Here is a 19794-nt window from a genome sequence, read left to right on the forward strand (position 1 = left end):
CCATCAATACGTCCTGTCGGTCGCTTGAGAAGCGGGACTATGCGAGGTTCAATGCTGATAGCGGATCGAAATGAATGCGCCCGTCCTTGAGCGATACCAACGGTTCTCCTCAAACTGGATGTCGTCCGTACCGCGTGGTCCCGCATAGACGAAGCGGTCGCGATCGTGCTTGCGGGAGAGGATATTCTGCACGCTCGTTTCAATGGTCACGCGGGGCGTTGCATTGAACGTCCATTTCAGACTGGCATAGGGCTCGGCGAGGGTTTGGCGGACTTCGTTAATTCTGCGATAGGTCAGCTTCTGGCCGAAATAGACGTCGAGCGCGAACGTCGAGCGTAGCGCAGGGCGATCGAGCGAGGCGTGGATTTCGCCCTCGAAGGGTGCAAGCGCAGTGATCGAGCGGCGGTTGCCAGTCACCGGATCGCGGACGCGACTGTGTCGCCATTCGCCGCTGAACGAGACACGTCCGCCCGCTATGCCGACACTGTCGAGCGGCCACGTGAACTGGACAGACGCGGCATTGGTCTTGCCCCGGCCAATGTTGCCCGGCGCATCGAACCCTTCCACGGGCCGAAGATCGAGCACGTTGTCGATGCGTTCGTGGCGAAGGGCGAGGGTCAGCGCGCCATCCGCGCCGAACCGTCGCTCGACGTCTGCTTCGAAGACCCATGAGGTTTGCGGACGGAGGCCCACATTCCCCGCATCCACGGTCCCTTCGAGAAGCGATGCTGAACTTGCGAAATCCGAGAAATCGAGTTGGCCGACTTCCCGTTCCGCCCGTAAACGGACCTGCCCACGCGTGCCCGGGCTCCAGCGCAGCAATACCTTCGGTTTCAGAAAGCCGAAATCCCGAGAATAGACGAAGCCCGATGCGTGGTCCTCCTGTTCCAGTCGCGAGGCCTCGCCGCGGATCATCATCTCCGCTGAGAGACGATTGAAGACAGGCACCTTCACCTGGGCCGACGCATCGCCTCGCCATTCCGTGATCGTCACGTTCCCGCCGGGAAGCGCAACCGGCGTACCTGCTATGGATAGCGCGCTCCTGCTCTCCAGTGCGTTGTAGGCAACCTCAGTGCTGATTTCCCATGCGGCACCCCGCTCGGGCGTGCGATCGGCCGTTACGCGCAGGATTCGTTCATCGGCGACACTGTCCGATACATAGTCGGATGGCGTGCCGCCATCATCGCTTGCCGAACGGACGGCAATATCCTTGCGCGTCGCAAGCATGAGGAGCTTCGTGTTGAGGCCACCGAAAGCACGCGACCATTCGCCGCCGATCTCTCCGCTGTTCGTACGGATCCGATCGTCCGTCCGCGCATTGAGGCCGGACATTCCGCCCTCGACAAAGGCTATGGCTTCGTGCGTGCGATAGTCCTGGTGCGTGAGCGAGAGATTGCCGCGCGCCGTGCCTCCAGCCAGCGGAAGGTCCGCCGCCATGCGCGCCTCGGCGCCGCGAATAGGGGAGTCCACGGAAATATGCGCGCGTTCCAGCAGTTCTCCCGAGGGGCTGCGCTTTACCCGCTCGCCATTGCCGCTTTCGTCCTGATTGCGAGAGAGAAGCAGCGAAGCTTCCCAGCCGCCCGCGATGCCGCGCCGCGAGGTTTCTGCCCGGAATGCCGGGCGCGTGGTGCCGTCGGTATAAGTATAGTTGGAAAGCGTGAAGGCGTGGACGCTGGAGGCAGCGGTGATGCGCACGACGTTGGCCAGAAGCTGCGCGCCCTTCTGGTCCAGCCCCGGCCGCGCCATGCGGATCAATTCGATGCGCGCAACCTGGCTTGCCGGAATCGCCTTCAGGATGTCGTCGAGCGTGCGGTTCTTGGTGGAGGGACGCACGCCATCGACAAGGACGTTGCCGGCAGCCCCGGCATAGCCGCGGACGGCGTCGCCGGAATCGATGACGAAACCGGGAAGCCGCGCCACCATGTCGAACGCGGTCACGGGTGCGGCCTGTTCAAAATAGGCGGGCTCGAAGACAAGGTCGCTTGCCGACCATGCGTGCGCGGGCAACACGCCAAGCGCGGCGGTAACCGCCAGAACTGCAGTCTTCAACGGCTGCGCTTTCCCTGGAAAGGGTTCGGAGTCATGGCTCGCAGAACGCGATCGCCGGGCCGCATGGCATGGCCGATCGCAGCGGCCGCGTGCGCGGCGGCGATGCCGATAAAAGCAAACCCGCCCCATTTGTGTGCGTAGCTGAGTGCAATGCCTGCCGTTTCGTTCGGCGCAAAGGGGGACGGTATGGATATCCCGAGAGGCAGTTCGAGCCGCGCGTTCACGAATGCGTCCATCACATAACCGCTCACGGGAAGCGCGATCAGCAAAACGAGCAGCGTTCCGTGAACAATCCGTGCAGCCCGCCCACCCACTGCGGAGGGTCGCGGCGTGTGCCTGCGCACGCTGGTCCAGAAGAGCGCAAGACCGAGAACCAGAAGGCCGCCGAACTTGTGCCAGCCGATGAGCGCCATGTAGCGATCGATATAGCGCTGGCTCCAGTCCGGTGGAGACAGAAGATAGATCGCAAACCCTGCAACCGCGAAGGCCAATAGACCGGCAGTCCAGTGCACTGCGACAATGGCGACTGGCCAGCGCCGTTCGGCGCAGTCGTCTCCGCTCACCGAACTGTGGTCCGCACGGCCTTGCACTGGCGTAGCGCCGTTTCGATCGAACGTACCGGGGCGATCTCGGTGTAGGCCGCGGAAGCCCGGTCGGTTGCCAGCAGATCGACTCCGTCTGCCGCAAGCTCCGCATAGATGCCCTTGAGATCGAGATTCTCGATCGCGCCATCCACGTACCACAGCGTGCCGTAGGATACGGTGTGCCCCTCGGCATGGAGTGCGCGCCAGAAAGCACGGTCTCGCTTGCCGATCCCCGTCCACGGTACGACGCGGCGCATGTCGATTCCGGCATCCTTCACACGTTGCAACGCTGCGGCATCGGGGATTTCAAGCGACATGCTGATCTCAGAATCGAGCGCCTGAAGTCGCTTTGCATCGTCGAGGCTGTTTATCAGCAGCATGAAGTTCGCTTGCGCGCCGGACTCGCGGATTTCCTTCACGATCCGGGGCAGCGTCTCGCTGACCTTCACTTCCGCAAGAACGAGACCGCGTCCTTTTGCCCATGCCGCCATGTCGCGCAGTTGCGGGATGCGGAATGCGGTTTCGTTGCCGTCATTGTCCTTGAGACGAAGCGTGCGGAGCGTTGACCAATCCTGCGCCGAGACAGGGCCTGTTCCGGTCGTCGTTCGTTCCAGCGTGGCGTCATGCATCAGCACGAGCACGCCGTCGCGGCTCTGCCGTACATCGACCTCGAGCAGCGCGGGAAACGTGGTGAGCGTCTGCGCGGCCGATTCCAGCGCATTTTCAGGGAAGCCCGGCGCTGCGCCGCCACGGTGCGCGCTGACCAGCGTTCCGGTGCTGCGGGTGCAGGCGAGGAGGTCATGCACGGATGCAAAAGGATTTGCGACTGGAACACGCGGCTCGGGAAGTGCCGTTGAGGCGGCAAGACCCGTGGAGGGCGTCAGGACACTGACAAGCAGTGCACTCAGGATGGCTTTACGCATTCGTTTTCACCTTCGCTTGGGGAGGGTCAGAAGCGTGCGCGGGCACCGAGCTGCCAGGTGCGCGGTGCGCCCCGGTAGCTGTCGGGCTCCTCGTAGCTTTCGTCGAACGCGTTCCGCAGATTGGCGAACAGCTCGATACCGTCCGAAACGGTATAGCGCGCCGAGATGTTGACGAGGTCGTAGGCGGCCACCGTGCCGTTCCCGAGATAACCGCCGCCCGGGCCCCAGGGACTTGTGTTCTCGTAGAGGACGTCTTCGCGCGAACCGCGCCGGAAATAGTCGGCGGAAAGCGACAGGGCCGAGATGGGCGTGACGGTGAGGCTGGCGGACCAGCCATGCTTGGGCCGTCGCAGCAGGCGGGTGCCCGTTGCGTCATTGACGGCATCGGTGCGCGTGTAGTTGACCTTGAACTCGGCAACGCCTTCTGCGCGTGCACTGAGGCTGACTTCGTAGCCGTCGATCGCGGCGCGGCCGATGTTGCGGTTCTGGAGCGCTGCGGAGTCGTATTCGATGAGGTTCCGGATCTTCGTGTCGAAATAGGTCGCCGTGATGCCGACCCAGCCCGCGCTGCCGATATCCGCGCCCGCGTCGAGGCCGGCTTCGAAGGATTTTCCGTGCTCGGGGCGGAGGCCGGGATTGCCTATGTTCCACGCACTTTCCGTGAAGCGCTCGCTCAGCGTCGGTGCTTTGAACGATTTGCCGTAAGCCACATAGGCACGGCCGCCGATCTCCGGCAGGCGAAGCACCGCGCCGGAGTTCCATGTGGTGACCGACTTGAACGCCTCCGGGTCGTCGTGGCGGAGCGATCCGTTCAGTTCAAGCCGCTCCACGACTGAGACCTGCGCCAGCGCATAAAGTGCTGTCTGCTTCTCGGCACGGGCGAGCGTTTCCGTGGTACCGCTCAGCGAGCGTACCTTTTCCTTCTGCCATTCGATGCCGCCCGAAAGCGTGGCCTCCGTGCCGTCCACGGGGGTGAAGCTGATCCGGTTCCGCCAGGCTGCGAAGGTGCGGAGGCCGGTCGATGTGGCGTCGGGACTGCCGAAGCTGTTGTTGGCATCGGGATCATTGTGATCGACCCGTTTGTTGTCGACCTGTCCGAATTCGAGATCGCCTTGATAGCGATCGTCCAGCAGCGTGAGCCGCGGTGCGATGCGCCATACGAAATAGCGGTCCGTGCCGCTGCGGCCTTCGCGGTCGAGCGCGGCGTCGTCGAAGTCGCTTTTCGCGCGGCGGAAACGTGCGAGGCCCCTCAGCGAGAGCGCGTCGGTAAGCGTGAGTTCGCCGTTTGCCGTCAGCGTCAGGAAACGGCTGCCGTCGCGTTCGCCGAGATCGTCCGCGATGCGGCTGGCAACGTTGTTGAAGCCGCCGGTTTCGAAATATTCCGCCGTCACGCCATAAGCGAGCACGCCCGTCGAACCGCGCGCGCCTGCAAGGCCGCGGTATGTGTCGAGATTGCCCGCAGCAACCTCGGCATAGGGCATGAAGGCTTCCTCGCCGCCGATACGCGGGATAAAGTTGATGACGCCGCCGATGGCATCCGATCCGTAAACGGCGGAGGCGGGGCCGCGCAGGACTTCGACCCGCTCCAGGTCGCCGAGCGTGTCCGAGCCGAAGTTGAACTGGCCGTTGGGAGTCGACGCGTCGTTCATGCGGATGCCGTCGAAGAGCGCCAGCGTATGCTTGGAGTTGGTGCCGCGCGAAAACACGGAGGTCAGCGTACCGGCCCCGCCGCTTTGGACGACGCTGAGACCCGGGACCGTCTTCAGCACATCGGCGGCGGTCACGTAGCCTTTCTGCTCAATAAGATCGCGCGTGATGACTTCCGTCCGCGCAGCGACGCTCTCTGCGCTCGACTTGCCGCGCATCGCGGTGACGATGATCTGCTCATCCTTGGCTGCCACATCCGCATATGCGGACGGCGCCAGAACAGCGGAGAGCGGGAGGGCGAGTATCGCGGATATGTAACGATGCGCGGTCATAAGGGGGGCTACCTGTTCGTTTGCTTTCTGGGGGGCACCTAGGGCTGCTGCATGACCGATCGATTTCGCGACCGTGAACACTGGAAGGCAGACGCGTATGGAAACGTATGGCGCCCTGATCTGCCGATGAATCGGCCGGCGGAGGCGCGGCGCTGGCCCAATCTGATCAAGCAGTTACGCCGAAGGGCGGGTCTCTCTCAGGCTGCGCTGGCGGAAGAGCTTGGGGTGCGGCAGGCATCGGTTTCGCGATGGGAGAACGGGCACGATCTACCCTCGTTGCAGCTGCGCCGCCGAATGCGCGCGATGCTGCAGACCTCGAACGCCTCCTGCCTCAAGCAGCAGCTTCAGATTCGGATGACCTATGCGCCCTCGCCGATGAGCATCGTCGGCCCCGGCGCGCGTTTCCTCGACTTCAGCCGAAGTTTCGCGGCGGAGACGGGGACGATCATCGAAAGACTAAAGGGGCACCGCGTCTATGGCCAGTTCGGCGAAACCGTCGATGTAACGACGGAAAAATGGGAGAAGAGCGGCATCTTCAGCGGCGATGTCGCGTTCACCTTGACCGTTCTGACGTTCGAAGATGCGGCGGGACAGTCCATTCATCTCAAAAACTTCGATACGCCCCACCTCATCGACGATGATGAGATCGTGACGATCTGCGAAACACGGCGGATCGAAAAAACCGCTTATGATGAGCATATCCTGACGTATGGCGGCCCGGTATTTTCTCTCAGTTACGAGGATCTTGAGAGCTGAGGGCAGTGCCGCCGTTTCTGCATGTCTACATGTCTGAAGCGTTTACCGCTGCGGCGACCTTGTCCAGAAGCGTGTTGAGCGTGGCCGCTTCCTGTTCGGTGATGTGTGCGGAAAGCTGCTCGTAGAACGGTCCGAACTGGGGGGTGATTTTGTCGATCAGCTGCTGTCCGGCGGGTGTGATCGCGTGAAAGAAGCGCCGCGCGTCTTCCTTGCTCGTATATCGCCGGATCAGCTTTCGAGCCTGTAGATCCCGTAAGATGCGCGAGAGGCTGGGGCCGAGCAAAAGCGAGCGCTTCGCCAGTGCGGCTGTGTCGATCTCGTCAACGGCGCTCAAAATGCGCAGCACCCTCCATTGGGGGTCGGTCAGGTCGTACTTCAGGAAAATCGGCCTGAAGCAATTGGCGAATGCTTCGCGCGTCTGGTGCAGTTTCACCGGCAGGGCGCGATACATGTCGGGCAACCTCTTGCCCGTGTCGGTTTGCCCGTAGAGAAGCTCTGATGCGTTTTTCATGACACTTCGTCCTGATTTTCCCCGGTATCCCGCTTGAATCATAGCGGCGTCAAGGCTTTGCCCGCCGATCGCGCAATTTCCGATCGGCTCTTGCCAAAGCGTCTTCAAAGTTACATAACATGTTAAATGATTTTGATCTGGTTGGGATTCCTCGGGAGCGATTTGTCATGAGAAGCGCCTATGGCCTTGCCGCGCCAACCTGTGAAGCCGCTTTGACACTTGTCGGGCGCGGCACGCCGATGGGCGAGTTGATGCGGCGCTATTGGCATCCCATCGGCCTCATCGGGGACGCGAACGAAACGCCTCGGCAGATTCGGGTGCTTGGCGAAGATCTCATCCTGTTTCGCGATCATGCCGGCCGGCCCGGGCTTCTGCACCCTCGCTGCGCGCACCGCGGTGCTTCGCTGCTCTATGGCAAGACCGAGGAGAAGGGCATACGTTGCTGCTATCACGGCTGGCTGTTCGATGTGGACGGCAATTGCCTGGAGCAGCCGTGTGAGCCGAACCTGGGTGCGAAGACCTGCGCGCGCGTGCAGCAGCCCGCCTATCCGGTGGAAGAGCGCTACGGCCTGATTTTCGCTTATCTCGGGCCGCTCGATCGAAAGCCGCTTCTGCCGCGCTACAACGTATTGGAAGACCTTGAGCCCGGCGAGTTCGTGGAGGCTGACGACAGCAGCATCGGCAGCGGCGGGCCGACGATTGTGCCGTGCAACTGGTTGCAGCATTTCGAGAACGTGATGGACCCGTTCCACGTGCCGATCCTGCATGGTTCGTTCAGCGGTGTTCAGTTCAACGAGCGCATGGGTTTGATGCCCAAGGTCCGTTTCGAGGATACCATGCGCGGCATCCGCAGCCTTCAGGTGCGCGATCTGGGGGAGGGGCGCGTGCATCGGCGTATCACTGAGGCCGTGCTTCCGGCTGTCCGCGCCGTTGCAAGCCCCCGCGCCACAGTGGACGGTCCGTGTTCACTTCTCGGCTGGGTGCTTCCCATCGACGACACCAGCTTCCGCATCTATTCAGCCGGGCGCGTGACCAAGGCGAGCACATTGAAGACGATACGCTCGCACTTCAACGGCAAGCTCTGGCAGGAACTTACAGACGCGGAGCACCGGGATTTTCCGGGCGACTACGAGGCGCAGGTGAGCCAGGGCGCCATCACGGCGCATTCGGAGGAGCATCTCGTGACGTCGGATCGCGGCATCGGTATGCTGCGGCGGCTTTATCGCGAGCAGATCAAGATCGTCGAAGCCGGGGGCAATCCGATGGGAACGGCCTTTGACCCTTCCGGAGAACTGGTGATGCTCGATGCGGGCACGGCCGTGGTCGAGGCGGTGGATGCCTGAACCTGCCGTGTTTCATGGAATTTTGAAAGCGATCACCGGCCCTGCCGTGGCTGCGTGGGTTGCGGAGACGTGTTGATGAGCGATTTTGGTTTCCCCTTGCCGCATGTGGTCTCGATTCCTCCTTATCCGCCGGGGCGGCCTATCGATGCGGTCGCACGCGAATTCGGGCTCGATCCGGCGGCGGTCGTGAAGCTTGCTTCGAACGAGAACCCGCTGGGATGTTCGCCCAAGGCGGCCGAAGCCCTGCGCGTTGCCGTCGCCGAAACACATCTCTATCCTGATTTCGATTGCCATGCCCTGCGCCATGCCATTGCAGCGCATGTCGGCGTGGCTGCGGATCACGTCCTTCCCGGGGCGGGTTCGAGTGAGATCATCTTGCTGGCCGCGCGGGCATGGCTCGACGCGGCGCGCGCCGCAGTCATCCCGCAATATGCGTTCCAATCCTATGAAGGCGCGATCCGTTCCGTAGGTGCGGAGCCGATCGTCGTTCCTGTGCGCGACTGGAAGCCGGATCTCGACGCCATGCTCGCGGCGGCGACCGACAAGCGGGTGCATCTTGTTTATCTCGCGACGCCGAACAACCCTACGGGTACGATCATTCCGAGGGACGAGCTCGAGCGCTTCGCCGAGGCATTGCCGGCGCATGTCCTGCTCGTGCTCGACGAAGCCTATCGCGAGTTCCTGCCCGATGACGAGCAGGTCGATATCGCGCGGCTGTTTGCCCGGCGACGGAACCTTCTCGTCATGCGGACCTTCTCGAAGGTTTATGGTCTTGCGGCGCTGCGGGTTGGCTACGGCATCGGTGATCCGGAACTGCTTGCGCTCCTACGCCGTCTCCAGCTTCCATTCTCGGTCAGCGCGCCCGCGCAGGCTGCCGCAGTCGCGGCCCTCGGCGACACCGCATTCGTGGACACTGCCCGCCGGGAAAACGAAACTGAACGTACCCGCATGGCGGCTGCGTTCGATGCGATGGGCATCGAGACCATTGCCTCTGCAGGCAATTTCGTTCTCGCGCGCACGGGCGATGGGGCAGCAAACGCACGGGCGTTGATGCAGAAAGGCGTGATTGTGCGGCCGGTTGCGAACTATGGTTTGCCGGATTGGCTGCGGGTGAGCGTCGGCTTGCCGCATGAAAACGACCTGTTCTTCGAAAAGCTGCGCGAAGTCCGCAGCGAAATGCCGAAAGCGGCCGTCGCCTGAAGGCGCGAACGATAGATGTGGAGTGCAGTTGTGGGTGACAATTCTCTGAAGGAACGCACGGGCGGCGAAGCGCTGGTTGCGCAGCTTATCGAGGAAGGCGTCGTGGATGTGTTCGGCATTCCCGGCGTGCAGCTCGATTGGGCGGTCGAGGCGCTGCGTCAGGCTGCCGATCGCATCCGCTTCATCGTGCCGCGCCACGAGCAGGCCGCATCCTACATGGCGGACGGCTATGCGCGAACCACGGGCCGGGAAGGTGTTTGCATGGTGGTTCCTGGGCCGGGCGTTCTGAATGCCCTTGCCGGGCTTTCCACGGCATACGCCTGCAATTCGCGGGTACTTTTTATCGCGGGGCAGATTCCTTCGAACACCATTGGGCAGGGGTTCGGGATGCTTCACGAGATTCCGGATCAGAGCGGCATCCTGAAATCGCTCACCAAGTGGCATGGCATCGCCCACCGCGTCGAGGATATCCCCAGCCTTGTCCACGAGGCTTTCGTGCAGATGCGGTCCGGGCGTCCGCGTCCGGTGGCGATCGAGTTGCCGCCCGATATCCTTCAGAACAAGGCGCCTGTTGCCGTCATCCCGCGCGCCGTGTCGGTGCCGACGTTACCGGACGAAGCGTCTGTCGCCGATGCGGCGAAGCTGCTTGCCGAAGCGCGCTTCCCGGTGATCTACGCGGGGGGCGGCGCAGCGGCCTCCGGTGCCGGCGAAGCGATCAGGGCGCTTGCCGAACGTATACAGGCGCCGGTGGTGATGACGGAAGGCGGCCGCGGGACGCTTTCGGACAGGCATCCGCTGGCGCTGGTTTCGCTGGGCGGCCGGGCGGTCCTTCCGCACGCCGACGTGGTGCTGGTCGCGGGCAGCCGCTTCGTGGATGCCGTTGCCCGCCCCACGCACGTCGCTGAAGGAACGAACTTCATCTATCTGAATATCGAGCCGGAAGACATGGCAGGGCCACGCCAGATGGGCATACGCATCGCAGCTGATGTGAAGGCCGGTGTGGAAGCGATCCTTGCCGCTCTTCCGGCAGGCGAGGCGGCGGCACGCGGCGAGCAGGTCGCGGCGGTGAAAACATGGTGTGCCGAACAGATCGATGCGATCCAGCCGCAGAATGCCTTCATGCGGGCTTTGCGCACATCGATGGCGGACGACGATATTCTCGTCAGCGAACTCACCCAGCTCGGCTATTATTCGAATATTGCATTCCCGGTTTATGGACCCCGCCGCTTCGTGACGCCGGGCTATCAGGGAACGCTCGGCTATGGCTTCAACACCGCTCTCGGGGCGGCGCATGGCAATCCCGATCGCCGCGTCGTTTCGATCAACGGCGACGGCGGCTTTGCATGGGGAATTCAGGAACTTTCCACGGTCGCGCGCGATCAGCTGAACCTCAGCATCGTCGTGTTCGTAGATGGCCGCTACGGCAATGTGCAGCGCATCCAGAAGCGGACGTTCGGCGTCGAGTTCGCAACGGAGCTTCGGAACCCGGAGTATCGGGGTCTCGCAGCCGCCTACGGCATTCTATCCGCAGAGGTGGAGACGCCAGAAGCGCTTGAAGCGGAACTGGTCGCGGCGAAGGCGCGCGGTGGGCCTGCACTGATCGCGGTAAGGGTTGGCGAGATGCCGAGCCCGTGGGCGCTCATCCATCCGTTCGTGCCGCCCGTATCGCCGCCGCCGCCCAATCCGCTCGGCGCGCCAACAGCGGCCTGATCCAGAAAATGAGGGAGGGGTTGAGGATGGCGGACGACACGGGGGGAACAGCGGCGACCGGACAGCCGCTCAGCTATCGCTACGGTTGGTATACGACCGGTGTGCTGATGCTGGCCTATACGTTCTCGTTTCTGGACCGCCAGATTCTCAACCTGATGGTCGGACCGATCAAGGCGGATCTCGCCATCACCGACGTGCAGTTCGCGCTTTTGACAGGCGGTGCGTTCGGCATCTTCTACACGATCATGGGGCTCCCCATCGGCTGGATGGCGGATCGCTATCCCCGCAAGTGGATCATCAGCACCGGCATTGCGCTCTGGAGCCTCATGACTGCGCTTTCAGGGCTGACGCGAACATTTCCGCAGCTCATGCTGGCACGGATCGGTGTGGGTGTGGGCGAGGCGACGCTCTCGCCTTCCGCTTATTCGATGTTGTCCGACCTGTTCGACAAAACGCGATTGCCGAAAGCGATGAGCGTTTACACTGTCGGCATTTATATCGGCGCTGGCCTTGCCATGATCATCGGCGGCACAGTGGTTGGCGCTATTGAAAAGACGCCGGACATCGTTGTGCCGCTGCTCGGCGAGATGCGGTCGTGGCATGTGGTGTTCATCGTCGTCGGGCTGCCGGGTCTGCTTGTGGCCCTCTGGGTGGCGACGCTGACCGAGCCGGTGCGCAGGGTGCGTCCGGCAGATGCAGCCGATGCTCAGGCGGCTGGCTTCTCTTTGCCGCGCATATGGAAATTCCTCGCGTCCTATCCCTTGATGTCCGTGTCGCTGTTCCTGGGATCGGCGATGTTTTCGGTGATGAGCTACACGGACGCGTGGTTCCCCGAACTTTTCATCCGCACGTGGGGTTGGGGGCCGCAACAGACGGGCTTCGTGAATGGTGCCGCATCTCTGATCGCCGGACCCCTCGGTATGCTGGCAGCGGGTTGGTGGTCGAGCCGGATGATTCAGAACGGGCAGGGTGATGCTTGCCTGCGTCTGACTGCCTATGCCGCTGCGGGGATCGCACTGCCTGCTGTGCTGATGCCGCTTATGCCGAACGGCTATCTGATGGGCGTATTGTTGCTGCCGCTCAAGTTCTTTGGCGGCTTCACGCCCGTGCTGATCCCGACAGCGATCCAGATGATAGCGCCCGCGGCGCTGAGGGCGCAGCTTGGGGCTGTCTTCATGTTCACGGTGGGCATCGTTGGCGTGTCGCTCGGCCCCATTCTTCCGGCGCTGCTCAACGACTATGTTTTCCGGGATGAAAACGCGTTGCGCTATTCGCTCTCGGTCGCCTCGGGGATCATTGCTCCGATTGCGTTCGGGCTGTTGTTCATCGGTATGAAGCAGTTCCGGCGACGTCTCGCGGAGGTGGAAGGCGCGACCAGCGCATAGGTTCATCGATGATGCCATCGAGGTGTGGCACGATTGCAATCCTCGACGTTTCTTTAAATCGGATCAATCACCCGCTTGCGACAAACAGATAACATGTTAAATTGTTTTGGCGCGACGAGTCGCAGGAGCAAAAGTGCGCCGTCGCAGGGCAGAGAATGAGAACGCTGCATTCCATTCCGTTCGTTCCGACGAAGGAAGACGGCTGTTCAGGGAAGGGGAAATTAAAATGAAAACGAGCCAATACGGCGTGAGGTCGGGAGTTGCTCTCCTGCTCGCCGGAACCATGTACGCATCTCCCGCGCTGGCTGAAGCCGAGACTGTATCGACGGACGAGATCGTCGTGACGGCTCTGAAGCGCGGTGACGTGCAGCTTCAGGATGTGGCGAGCAGTATTGCCGTTGTCGGGCAGGAGACGCTGGAAAAGCGCGGTGTCGTGGAGTTCGCCGATTTCGCGCGCAACGTCGCGGGCCTCAACTTCATCGACAGCGGCGCAGGCGACAAGCGCTACATCGTTCGCGGTATCAATGCCGCGGGTGAAGCGCAGACGGCGCTCTACTACGACAATATTCCCATGACGGGCATCGGCGGCGCCGCCTCGTCGTTCGGCGGACGTCAGCCCGATCTCCAGCTCTATGACGTACAGCAGATCGAAGTTCTGCGCGGGCCGCAGGGCACGCTGTACGGATCGAATTCGCAGTCCGGCGTGATCCGCTTCGTGACCAACAAGGCGCGGACCGACCGCTTCGAAGGTTCGGCGCAGGCAGAAGTTTCCGCAACCAAGGATGGCGGAACCAACTACGGCATCCGCGGCATGGTGAACGTTCCGCTCGTGCAGGATGTTCTGGCGGTGCGTATCGTCGGCTACTCCGAAGACTATTCGGGCTGGGTGGACAACGTCTACCGCGACGAGAAGGACTTCAACGATACGAAGCGTTCCGGCATTCGCGCGAGCTTCACGCTGACTCCGGACGATCTCACCAGCATCGTCGGCCAGTTCTTCTACCAGGACATGGAAACGGGCGGTCGTGCCTATACGCGCCCCTATGCCACGACCATCGGTGACAATTTCTTCCCGGCGATCGGCCGTCGTGCGACGTCCCAGATCGGCCGCGAGGTTCATGACGACGAGACGAAGATCTATGCGCTGACGGCTGATCGCGATCTCGACTGGTCAACGCTCACCGTATCGGGCTCTTATCTGGACCGTGATGTCATCGATTTTGTCGATAACGGCCCGTCGTTCCGTTACTTCGAATATCTGCAGCGCATCGGCGAGTTTCCGCCGGTGACGGTGCCGATCGGCAGCCTTTCCTACTCGCCGCAGAGCACGAAGATGTGGACGTTCGAAACGCGCCTCGCGACCAAGCTTGATGGCCCGCTCAACGGTGTTGCCGGCGTCTTCTATTCGGATCGTGAAAACAATTTCGAAACGAATACGGTCGTCGTCGATCCGATTACCGGTAACGGAGATTTTTCGATCCCGCTCATCTCGCGCCGGAATTTCTCCGATACCACCAAGGATTTCGCGATCTTCGGCGAATTCACGTTCGATATCACCGAAGCGCTTTCGTTCACCGGCGGTGCGCGCTGGTTCCGTACGAAGCGCGATCTTCTCGCCAACACGCTGGTGCCGTTCTTCGGTCTCGGCGCGCCGGGTACGACCTCGGCGAAGGCGAAGAATGAAGACGTGATCTTCAAGGCGCAGGTTTCCTATGAAGTCACGCCGGATGCTCTGATCTACGCGCAGTACGCGGAAGGCTACCGCTCGGGCGGCACCAACGCATCTTCGTTCGCCGGCGTCCCTCCGCAGTATGATCCGGATACCACCTCCAACTACGAGATCGGTGCCAAGACCAGCTGGGCTGACGGTGCCGTTATCCTGAACGTTGCGGCCTACCGGATCGATCTCAAGGGTCTTCAGGTCGAGCAGCGTTTCGGGCCGGGCGGCGCCTTTGCCGGTGTGGGCAATATCTCGGGTACGGCTGCCCGCTCGAAGGGTATCGAGGCGGATCTGGTGGTCAAGCCTGCGCAGGGCCTGACGCTGCAGTTCGCCGGGAACTACACCGACGCCAAGCTGGCGAAGGACGTGCCGGATCTCGGAGCCGCCGCCGTCAAGGGCGCAGGGCTTTCCTATGTGCCCAAGGTGAATCTCAGCTTCACCGCCGATCAGGAGTTCGCGCTGACGGAGGCCGTCGAGGCCAGCGTCGGGTTCTCGGTAACGCATACCGGCAAGATCGATACGACCTATTACACGGCCTTCAACCAGCCGTCGCGGTCATACACGCTGGCCGATGTGCGTGCCCGGGTGAGCTGGGATCAGTTCAAGCTCGACCTCTATGTGAACAACCTGTTCGACAAGGCGGCGGAACTGACCGTGTTCAACACGATCAACGATCCGCATGTCGTGCTCACAAACCGTCCGCGTACGATCGGTGCACGGCTCGGTATCAACTTCTGATGTCCATGAAGGCCCGTCGTTCGGCGGGCCTTCATTTCCCCACGTGGAGGTGAATTTGCGCCCGGCGTTCCTTCTGGTTGCAGCCTCCACGCTGATCGCCTCCGCTCTTCCTGCTCTGGCTGCAGATCAGGATGCGGACCTTGCGGCGCGCGTTGCAGCCGTGGAGCCGGATGTCGTCCAGTGGCGGCGCGATATCCATCAGCATCCTGAACTCGGAAATCGCGAAACGCGAACGTCGGCCCTTGTTGCGGCCCATTTGAAGCGCCTGAAGCTCGACGAGGTCAGAACCGGCATCGCGCACACGGGTGTTATCGGCATCCTTAAGGGCAAGCTGCCCGGCCCCGTCATCGCGCTACGTGCCGATATGGATGCCCTGCCGGTAACGGAGCGCACGGGGCTTCCCTTTGCTTCCACGGTAAAGGCGAAGCGCGGCGATGAAACCGTAGGCGTGATGCACGCGTGCGGTCACGATGCCCACACGGCGATGATGATGGGCGTGGCCGAGGTTCTTTCGGGAATGCGCGATCGCATCGCGGGAACGGTCGTGTTCGTGTTCCAGCCTGCTGAAGAAGGCGCACCGCAGGGTGAGGAAGGCGGCGCCGCGCTCATCCTGAAAGAAGGTGCGCTTTCGGGCGCTTATGCGCCGGAAGCGATTTTCGGCCTTCATGTCTGGCCGGGCGAGGCCGGAACCATTTCGTATCGCGCACGCGGCAGCATGGCTAGCGCGGACAGGCTCGTCATCAAGGTAACGGGCAAGCAGACGCATGGCGCGCAGCCGTGGCACGGGATCGACCCGATCACCACCGCGGCTCAGATCGTGACCGGGCTCCAGATGATCCCGGCCCGGCAGGTGAACATCACGACCGCGCCCGCCGTTGTCACCATCGGCCGCATTCAGGGCGGGACAGCCAGCAACATCGTGCCGGAAACCGTCGACATGGAAGGCACGATCCGTACCTTTGATCCTGAGATGCGCGAGGATATCATTGCCCGCGTGAAGCGGACCGCAACCGATATCGCCGCAGCGGCAGGCGCCAGGGCGGATGTTGAGATCCAGCCCTATGCGCCACCCGTTTACAACGATGTCGCGCTGGTGGAACGCATGGAGCCCACGCTCAGACGCGCGGCGGGAGACAAGCTCCGGTCCATGGGCCTCGTGATGGGTTCGGAGGATTTTGCCCACTACCAGGCGAAGATACCGGGATTGTTCTTCTTCCTTGGCGTCAATGCGCCCGGCGTATCGCTCGGCGCGACTGCCGATCTGCATTCGCCGGAGTTCATGTTGAACGAGGATGCCATGAAGAGCGGCGTTCAAACGATGTCGATGCTGGCGCTCGACTATCTGAAGCCGTCCGGTTCCTGATGGCCTGCCCGCGTTATGGAGATGCTGCGATGAAAACCTGCCGTCACCTTCTGAAAGCCGCACTTCTGGCCGCGGCGCTGATCGGGTTCCAGGCGCCGGTGCAGGCGATGCAGGCCGAGGGGAGTGCCGTCGCCGCTCAGCCGACCGTTCTCATCCACGCGGGCAAGCTGCTCGCCACGCCGGGCAAGGCGCCGCTCGAGCGGCAGACGGTCGTCGTGCGCGGCAACCGCATTGTGGAGGTGCGGCCCGGTTTCGCCGATGCTGCGTCGTTTGGCGGCGATGTGCGGATCGTGGATCTTTCCGACAAGTTCGTGATGCCCGGCATGATGGACGTGCACATGCACCTCAGCGGGCTTCAGGACATGAACCTCACGATGCAGTCCGTCACCGTGGCCGATACGGAGGTCGTGCTCCATTCCGCGCGGCAGATGCGGCGGATGTTAGAGCGGGGTTTCACGACGGTTCGCGACGTTGGCAACAACCGCAACGGCTTCTCGCTCCGGAATGCGATTCAGAAAGGCCAGATCCCGGGGCCTCGCCTCTATCTTTCGGGCGAGCTGATCGCGCGTACCTCCGGGCATGGCGCCGATCCAGTGGTGCTTCCGGAAGTTGCCCACGCGCTGCATCAGGGGCAGAACGGCTGCGACGGTGCGGAGAGCTGTCGCAGGCGCGTGCGCGAAGAGGTCGGGCACGGTGCCGACCTTCTGAAGATTGTCACGTCTGGCGGCGCCCGGGACGACACCGGCGAGGCGAATTCGCCTGTGCAGTTCACCGCCGGGGAACTGGATGCGATCTTCGAGGCTGCGCGCCAGGTGAAGCGCCCGGTCGCGGCGCACGCGCACAGTGTCGCCGGGATCAACGAAGCGTTGAAGCGGGGTGCGCGCACCATCGAGCACGGCGCCTATTATGACAAGGAATCGATCCGCCTCTTCAAACAGAGTGGCGCCATTCTCGTGCCGACAGCGTCTGTTGCCGACTACGGTATGCGTATGATGCAGAGCTTCCGCAATCGCATGACCGATGAGGATTGGAAGCGCGCCACCGAAACGTCCGAATGGATGCGCGGCACGCCCGGCCGCGCGTGGCGCGATGGCATCAAGCTGGCGACGGGTACGGACATGGGCGTCAGCGAGCGCGAAACGAGTCTGCTTGAACTGAAGCTGTTTGTCGCAAGCGGTGTTCCGGCCGGTGAGACGATCAAGGCGGCAACGATGAACGGCGCGGAGGCGATCGGCGTCGAAGACCGTCTGGGGCAGATCAAGGCAGACTATCTTGCCGATATTGTTGCGGTTTCCGGCGATCCCACCGTCAACATCGATGCGCTGGAAAATATGCGCTTCGTGATGAAGGACGGCATCGTTTACCGGGCCGAGCCGGCCCAATCGGCCGCCCTGAAAGACCTGTTCTTTCCCGTTCGGGATGGCGCGATAGCGAACTGATTCCACCGGACGACAGCCATCTTGGCGCTTGATTGAACTTAACATGTTAAGTATCTAGGGCTCCTTAGAGTTTTTGGAGAGTTTCATGATCAACGATCGCCGCAGCGCTGCTATCCGCCGCATTCACGCAATCGACTCGGACAGCCTCGGCCACTTCATCGGCGGAAAAGCCGTAAACGGAGCAGGGCAGGCCTTCGATGTCTGGGAACCCGCAACGGGCGCTCCGTTGGGCAAGGCTGCGGATGCGACGGAGGGCGAGCTGAATGCCGCCGTGAAAGCCGCAAAAGATGCGTTCCCGGATTGGGCCTCCGTCTCCGGTGACAAGCGGCGCGCCGTGCTTCACCGGATCGCCGATTTGATCATTGAGCGGGCAGACGAGATCGCCGCGGTGGAGTGCGTGGATTCGGGCCAGTGCTGGCGTTTCATGTCGAAGGCGGCGATCCGCGGCGCGGAAAATTTCCGCTTCTTCGCAGACCGCGCTCCTGGCGCACGCGATGGGCAGGCGCTTCCCACAAGCGGCATGATGAACGTAACGACACGTCTGCCGATCGGTCCTGTTGGTGTCATCACGCCGTGGAACACGCCGTTCATGCTCTCCACCTGGAAGATCGCCCCTGCGCTCGCTGCGGGATGCACGGTTGTCCACAAGCCTGCCGAGTGGTCGCCCTATTCCGCGCGCCTGCTCGTCGAGATTGCGCACGAGGCGGGCCTTCCGGCAGGTGTGTTCAATTCCGTGAACGGGCTGGGCGAGACGACCGGCAGGCGGCTCACCGAGCACCCGGATATCAAGGCCGTCGCTTTCGTCGGTGAATCGCGCACGGGCTCGGCGATCATGAAGCAGGGCGCCGACACGCTGAAACGGGTTCACTTCGAGCTCGGGGGCAAGAATCCCGTGGTGGTGTTTGAAGATGCCGATCTCGACCGCGCGCTCGATGCGGTCGTGTTCATGATCTATTCGCTGAACGGTCAGCGCTGCACGTCGTCATCGCGGCTCCTGGTTCAGGAATCGATCCGTGAGGCGTTCGTGGCAAAGCTTGCCGAGCGTGTCGCGCGCCTCAAGGTGGGTGATCCGCTCGATCCGGAAACGGAGGTGGGACCACTGATCCACCTGCGTCACCTCGACAAGGTTGCGAGCTACATGGAGATCGCGCGCGCCGATGGTGCGAACGTTGCCGTCGGCGGCGAACGGATGGACGGTGAAGGCTATTTCTTCAAGCCCACGTTGTTCACCGATGCGGCGCAGGCCATGCGGATCGCGCATGAAGAGATCTTCGGGCCCGTGCTGACGGTGATTTCGTTCAACGACGAAGCCGATGCCGTCGCCAAGGCCAACGATGTTGAATACGGCCTCGCCGGTTACGTCTGGACGCGCGATCTCGGCCGGGCGCTTCGCGTGTCTCAGGCGCTGGAAGCCGGCATGGTCTGGGTGAACAGCGAGAACGTTCGCCACCTGCCGACGCCGTTCGGCGGTGTGAAGGCGAGCGGGATCGGCCGCGATGGCGGCGACTGGAGCTTCGATTTCTATATGGAGACGAAGAACATCGCGCTCGCGCACGACGATCACGCGATCCAGAAACTGGGCGTTTGACGCCGTGCCTGTGGTTTCAGGTGGAAGACGGACCGATCGCTGCGATGAAGGCGCGAAGTTCGGTTTTCAGCGCTTCGAGCCGTTCGGAGCCGAAGCGTTCCGCGTAGCGATCGAGTTCGCGCACGGTCCGGCTCGCCGTGTGTTCGATCAGCCTGCGCCCTTCGGCGGTCAACGTAACGATGGAGCGGCGCCGATCGCGCGCGTCCGTGTCGCGCGTGATGAGGCCGCGATCGGTCAGTTCCTTCAGGATGCGCGTGACGCTGGGGCCGAACAGCAATGCGGCGTCAGCAAGCGCGGTGGCGTCGACCGGTTCCGAGTCGTTGATAACGCGGAGGACACGCCATTGCTGCTCGGTCACGCCCGCTTCGCGAAGCATCGGGCGCAGCGGCGCCATCACAGCTTCGCGTGCGGCAAGAAGCGTCCCGGCCAGGGATTGGCGATAGGGAAGAAGTTTCCGTCGGGCGTTCGTCATGACGTTTCGAGTGCCAGCGCTTGTGGCAGTTTAC

The 19794-nt window shown here is 62.5% G+C and carries 15 protein-coding genes; 9 read left to right on the top strand and 6 right to left on the bottom strand.

The window, feature by feature from the left end; all coding sequences use genetic code 11:
* Nucleotides 1-48: 48 nt before the first annotated feature.
* Genes ACFQ00_RS11420 through ACFQ00_RS11435 form a run of 4 tightly spaced genes read right to left on the bottom strand, consistent with a single transcriptional unit; the run spans nt 49 to nt 5535 of the window.
* Nucleotides 49-2049 carry a TonB-dependent receptor domain-containing protein gene (locus ACFQ00_RS11420; RefSeq protein WP_381490577.1) on the bottom strand — a complete coding sequence of 667 codons (2001 nt, stop codon included), beginning with the start codon at nt 2047-2049 and terminating at the stop codon, nt 49-51.
* Nucleotides 2046-2612, bottom strand: a complete 567-nt coding sequence (locus ACFQ00_RS11425; protein WP_381490580.1) for a cytochrome b/b6 domain-containing protein — start codon at nt 2610-2612, stop codon at nt 2046-2048. The genes ACFQ00_RS11420 and ACFQ00_RS11425 overlap by 4 nt, the downstream gene beginning before the upstream one ends.
* Nucleotides 2609-3556, bottom strand: a complete 948-nt coding sequence (locus tag ACFQ00_RS11430) for a glycerophosphodiester phosphodiesterase family protein (protein ID WP_381490583.1) — start codon at nt 3554-3556, stop codon at nt 2609-2611. Before ACFQ00_RS11430 ends, ACFQ00_RS11425 begins: the two co-directional genes overlap by 4 nt.
* A 26-nt stretch (nt 3557-3582) precedes the next feature.
* Entirely contained in the window at nt 3583-5535 is a 1953-nt protein-coding gene (locus tag ACFQ00_RS11435) for a TonB-dependent receptor domain-containing protein (RefSeq protein ID WP_381490586.1), read from the bottom strand.
* A gap of 51 nt (nt 5536-5586) precedes the next feature.
* On the opposite strand from ACFQ00_RS11435, the gene ACFQ00_RS11440 reads away from it, so the two are divergent.
* The gene (locus tag ACFQ00_RS11440) at nt 5587-6291 is read left to right on the top strand and encodes a helix-turn-helix transcriptional regulator (protein ID WP_381490589.1); all 705 of its coding nucleotides are present in this window, start codon (nt 5587-5589) and stop codon (nt 6289-6291) included.
* Nucleotides 6292-6316: 25 nt separating this feature from the next.
* Here ACFQ00_RS11440 and ACFQ00_RS11445 read toward each other — a convergent pair whose 3' ends face one another.
* The gene (locus tag ACFQ00_RS11445; protein WP_381490592.1) at nt 6317-6802 is read right to left on the bottom strand and encodes a MarR family transcriptional regulator; all 486 of its coding nucleotides are present in this window, start codon (nt 6800-6802) and stop codon (nt 6317-6319) included.
* Nucleotides 6803-6969: 167 nt separating this feature from the next.
* On the opposite strand from ACFQ00_RS11445, the gene ACFQ00_RS11450 reads away from it, so the two are divergent.
* The 8 genes from ACFQ00_RS11450 (at nt 6970) to hpaE (ending at nt 19288) form a co-directional block, all read left to right on the top strand.
* A complete protein-coding gene (locus tag ACFQ00_RS11450) occupies nt 6970-8145 on the top strand; it encodes a Rieske 2Fe-2S domain-containing protein (RefSeq protein WP_381490595.1) in 1176 nt (391 codons plus the stop codon).
* Between the two features lie 75 nt (nt 8146-8220).
* The gene (gene hisC / locus ACFQ00_RS11455) at nt 8221-9345 is read left to right on the top strand and encodes a histidinol-phosphate transaminase (protein ID WP_381490598.1); all 1125 of its coding nucleotides are present in this window, start codon (nt 8221-8223) and stop codon (nt 9343-9345) included.
* 30 nt (nt 9346-9375) lie between these two features.
* Complete coding sequence (locus ACFQ00_RS11460; RefSeq protein ID WP_381490602.1) at nt 9376-11055, top strand: thiamine pyrophosphate-binding protein; 1680 nt, start codon at nt 9376-9378, stop codon at nt 11053-11055.
* A 26-nt stretch (nt 11056-11081) separates the two neighbouring features.
* Nucleotides 11082-12440, top strand: a complete 1359-nt coding sequence (locus tag ACFQ00_RS11465) for a spinster family MFS transporter (protein WP_381490605.1) — start codon at nt 11082-11084, stop codon at nt 12438-12440.
* 226 nt (nt 12441-12666) lie between these two features.
* The gene (locus ACFQ00_RS11470; RefSeq protein WP_381490608.1) at nt 12667-14898 is read left to right on the top strand and encodes a TonB-dependent receptor; all 2232 of its coding nucleotides are present in this window, start codon (nt 12667-12669) and stop codon (nt 14896-14898) included.
* Between the two features lie 49 nt (nt 14899-14947).
* Entirely contained in the window at nt 14948-16261 is a 1314-nt protein-coding gene (locus tag ACFQ00_RS11475) for an amidohydrolase (RefSeq protein ID WP_381490900.1), read from the top strand.
* A 29-nt stretch (nt 16262-16290) separates the two neighbouring features.
* Nucleotides 16291-17700, top strand: a complete 1410-nt coding sequence (locus ACFQ00_RS11480; protein ID WP_381490611.1) for an amidohydrolase family protein — start codon at nt 16291-16293, stop codon at nt 17698-17700.
* Between the two features lie 85 nt (nt 17701-17785).
* Nucleotides 17786-19288 carry a 5-carboxymethyl-2-hydroxymuconate semialdehyde dehydrogenase gene (hpaE, locus tag ACFQ00_RS11485; protein WP_381490614.1) on the top strand — a complete coding sequence of 501 codons (1503 nt, stop codon included), beginning with the start codon at nt 17786-17788 and terminating at the stop codon, nt 19286-19288.
* A 16-nt stretch (nt 19289-19304) separates the two neighbouring features.
* Here the strand turns inward: hpaE and hpaR are convergent, their stop codons facing one another.
* On the bottom strand, nt 19305-19760 hold the full coding sequence (gene hpaR, locus ACFQ00_RS11490) for a homoprotocatechuate degradation operon regulator HpaR (protein WP_381490617.1): 456 nt from the start codon (nt 19758-19760) through the stop codon (nt 19305-19307).
* Nucleotides 19761-19794: the final 34 nt, after the last annotated feature.

The organism is Sphingosinicella xenopeptidilytica, assembly GCF_042676985.1.
Classification (GTDB): domain Bacteria; phylum Pseudomonadota; class Alphaproteobacteria; order Sphingomonadales; family Sphingomonadaceae; genus Sphingosinicella; species Sphingosinicella xenopeptidilytica.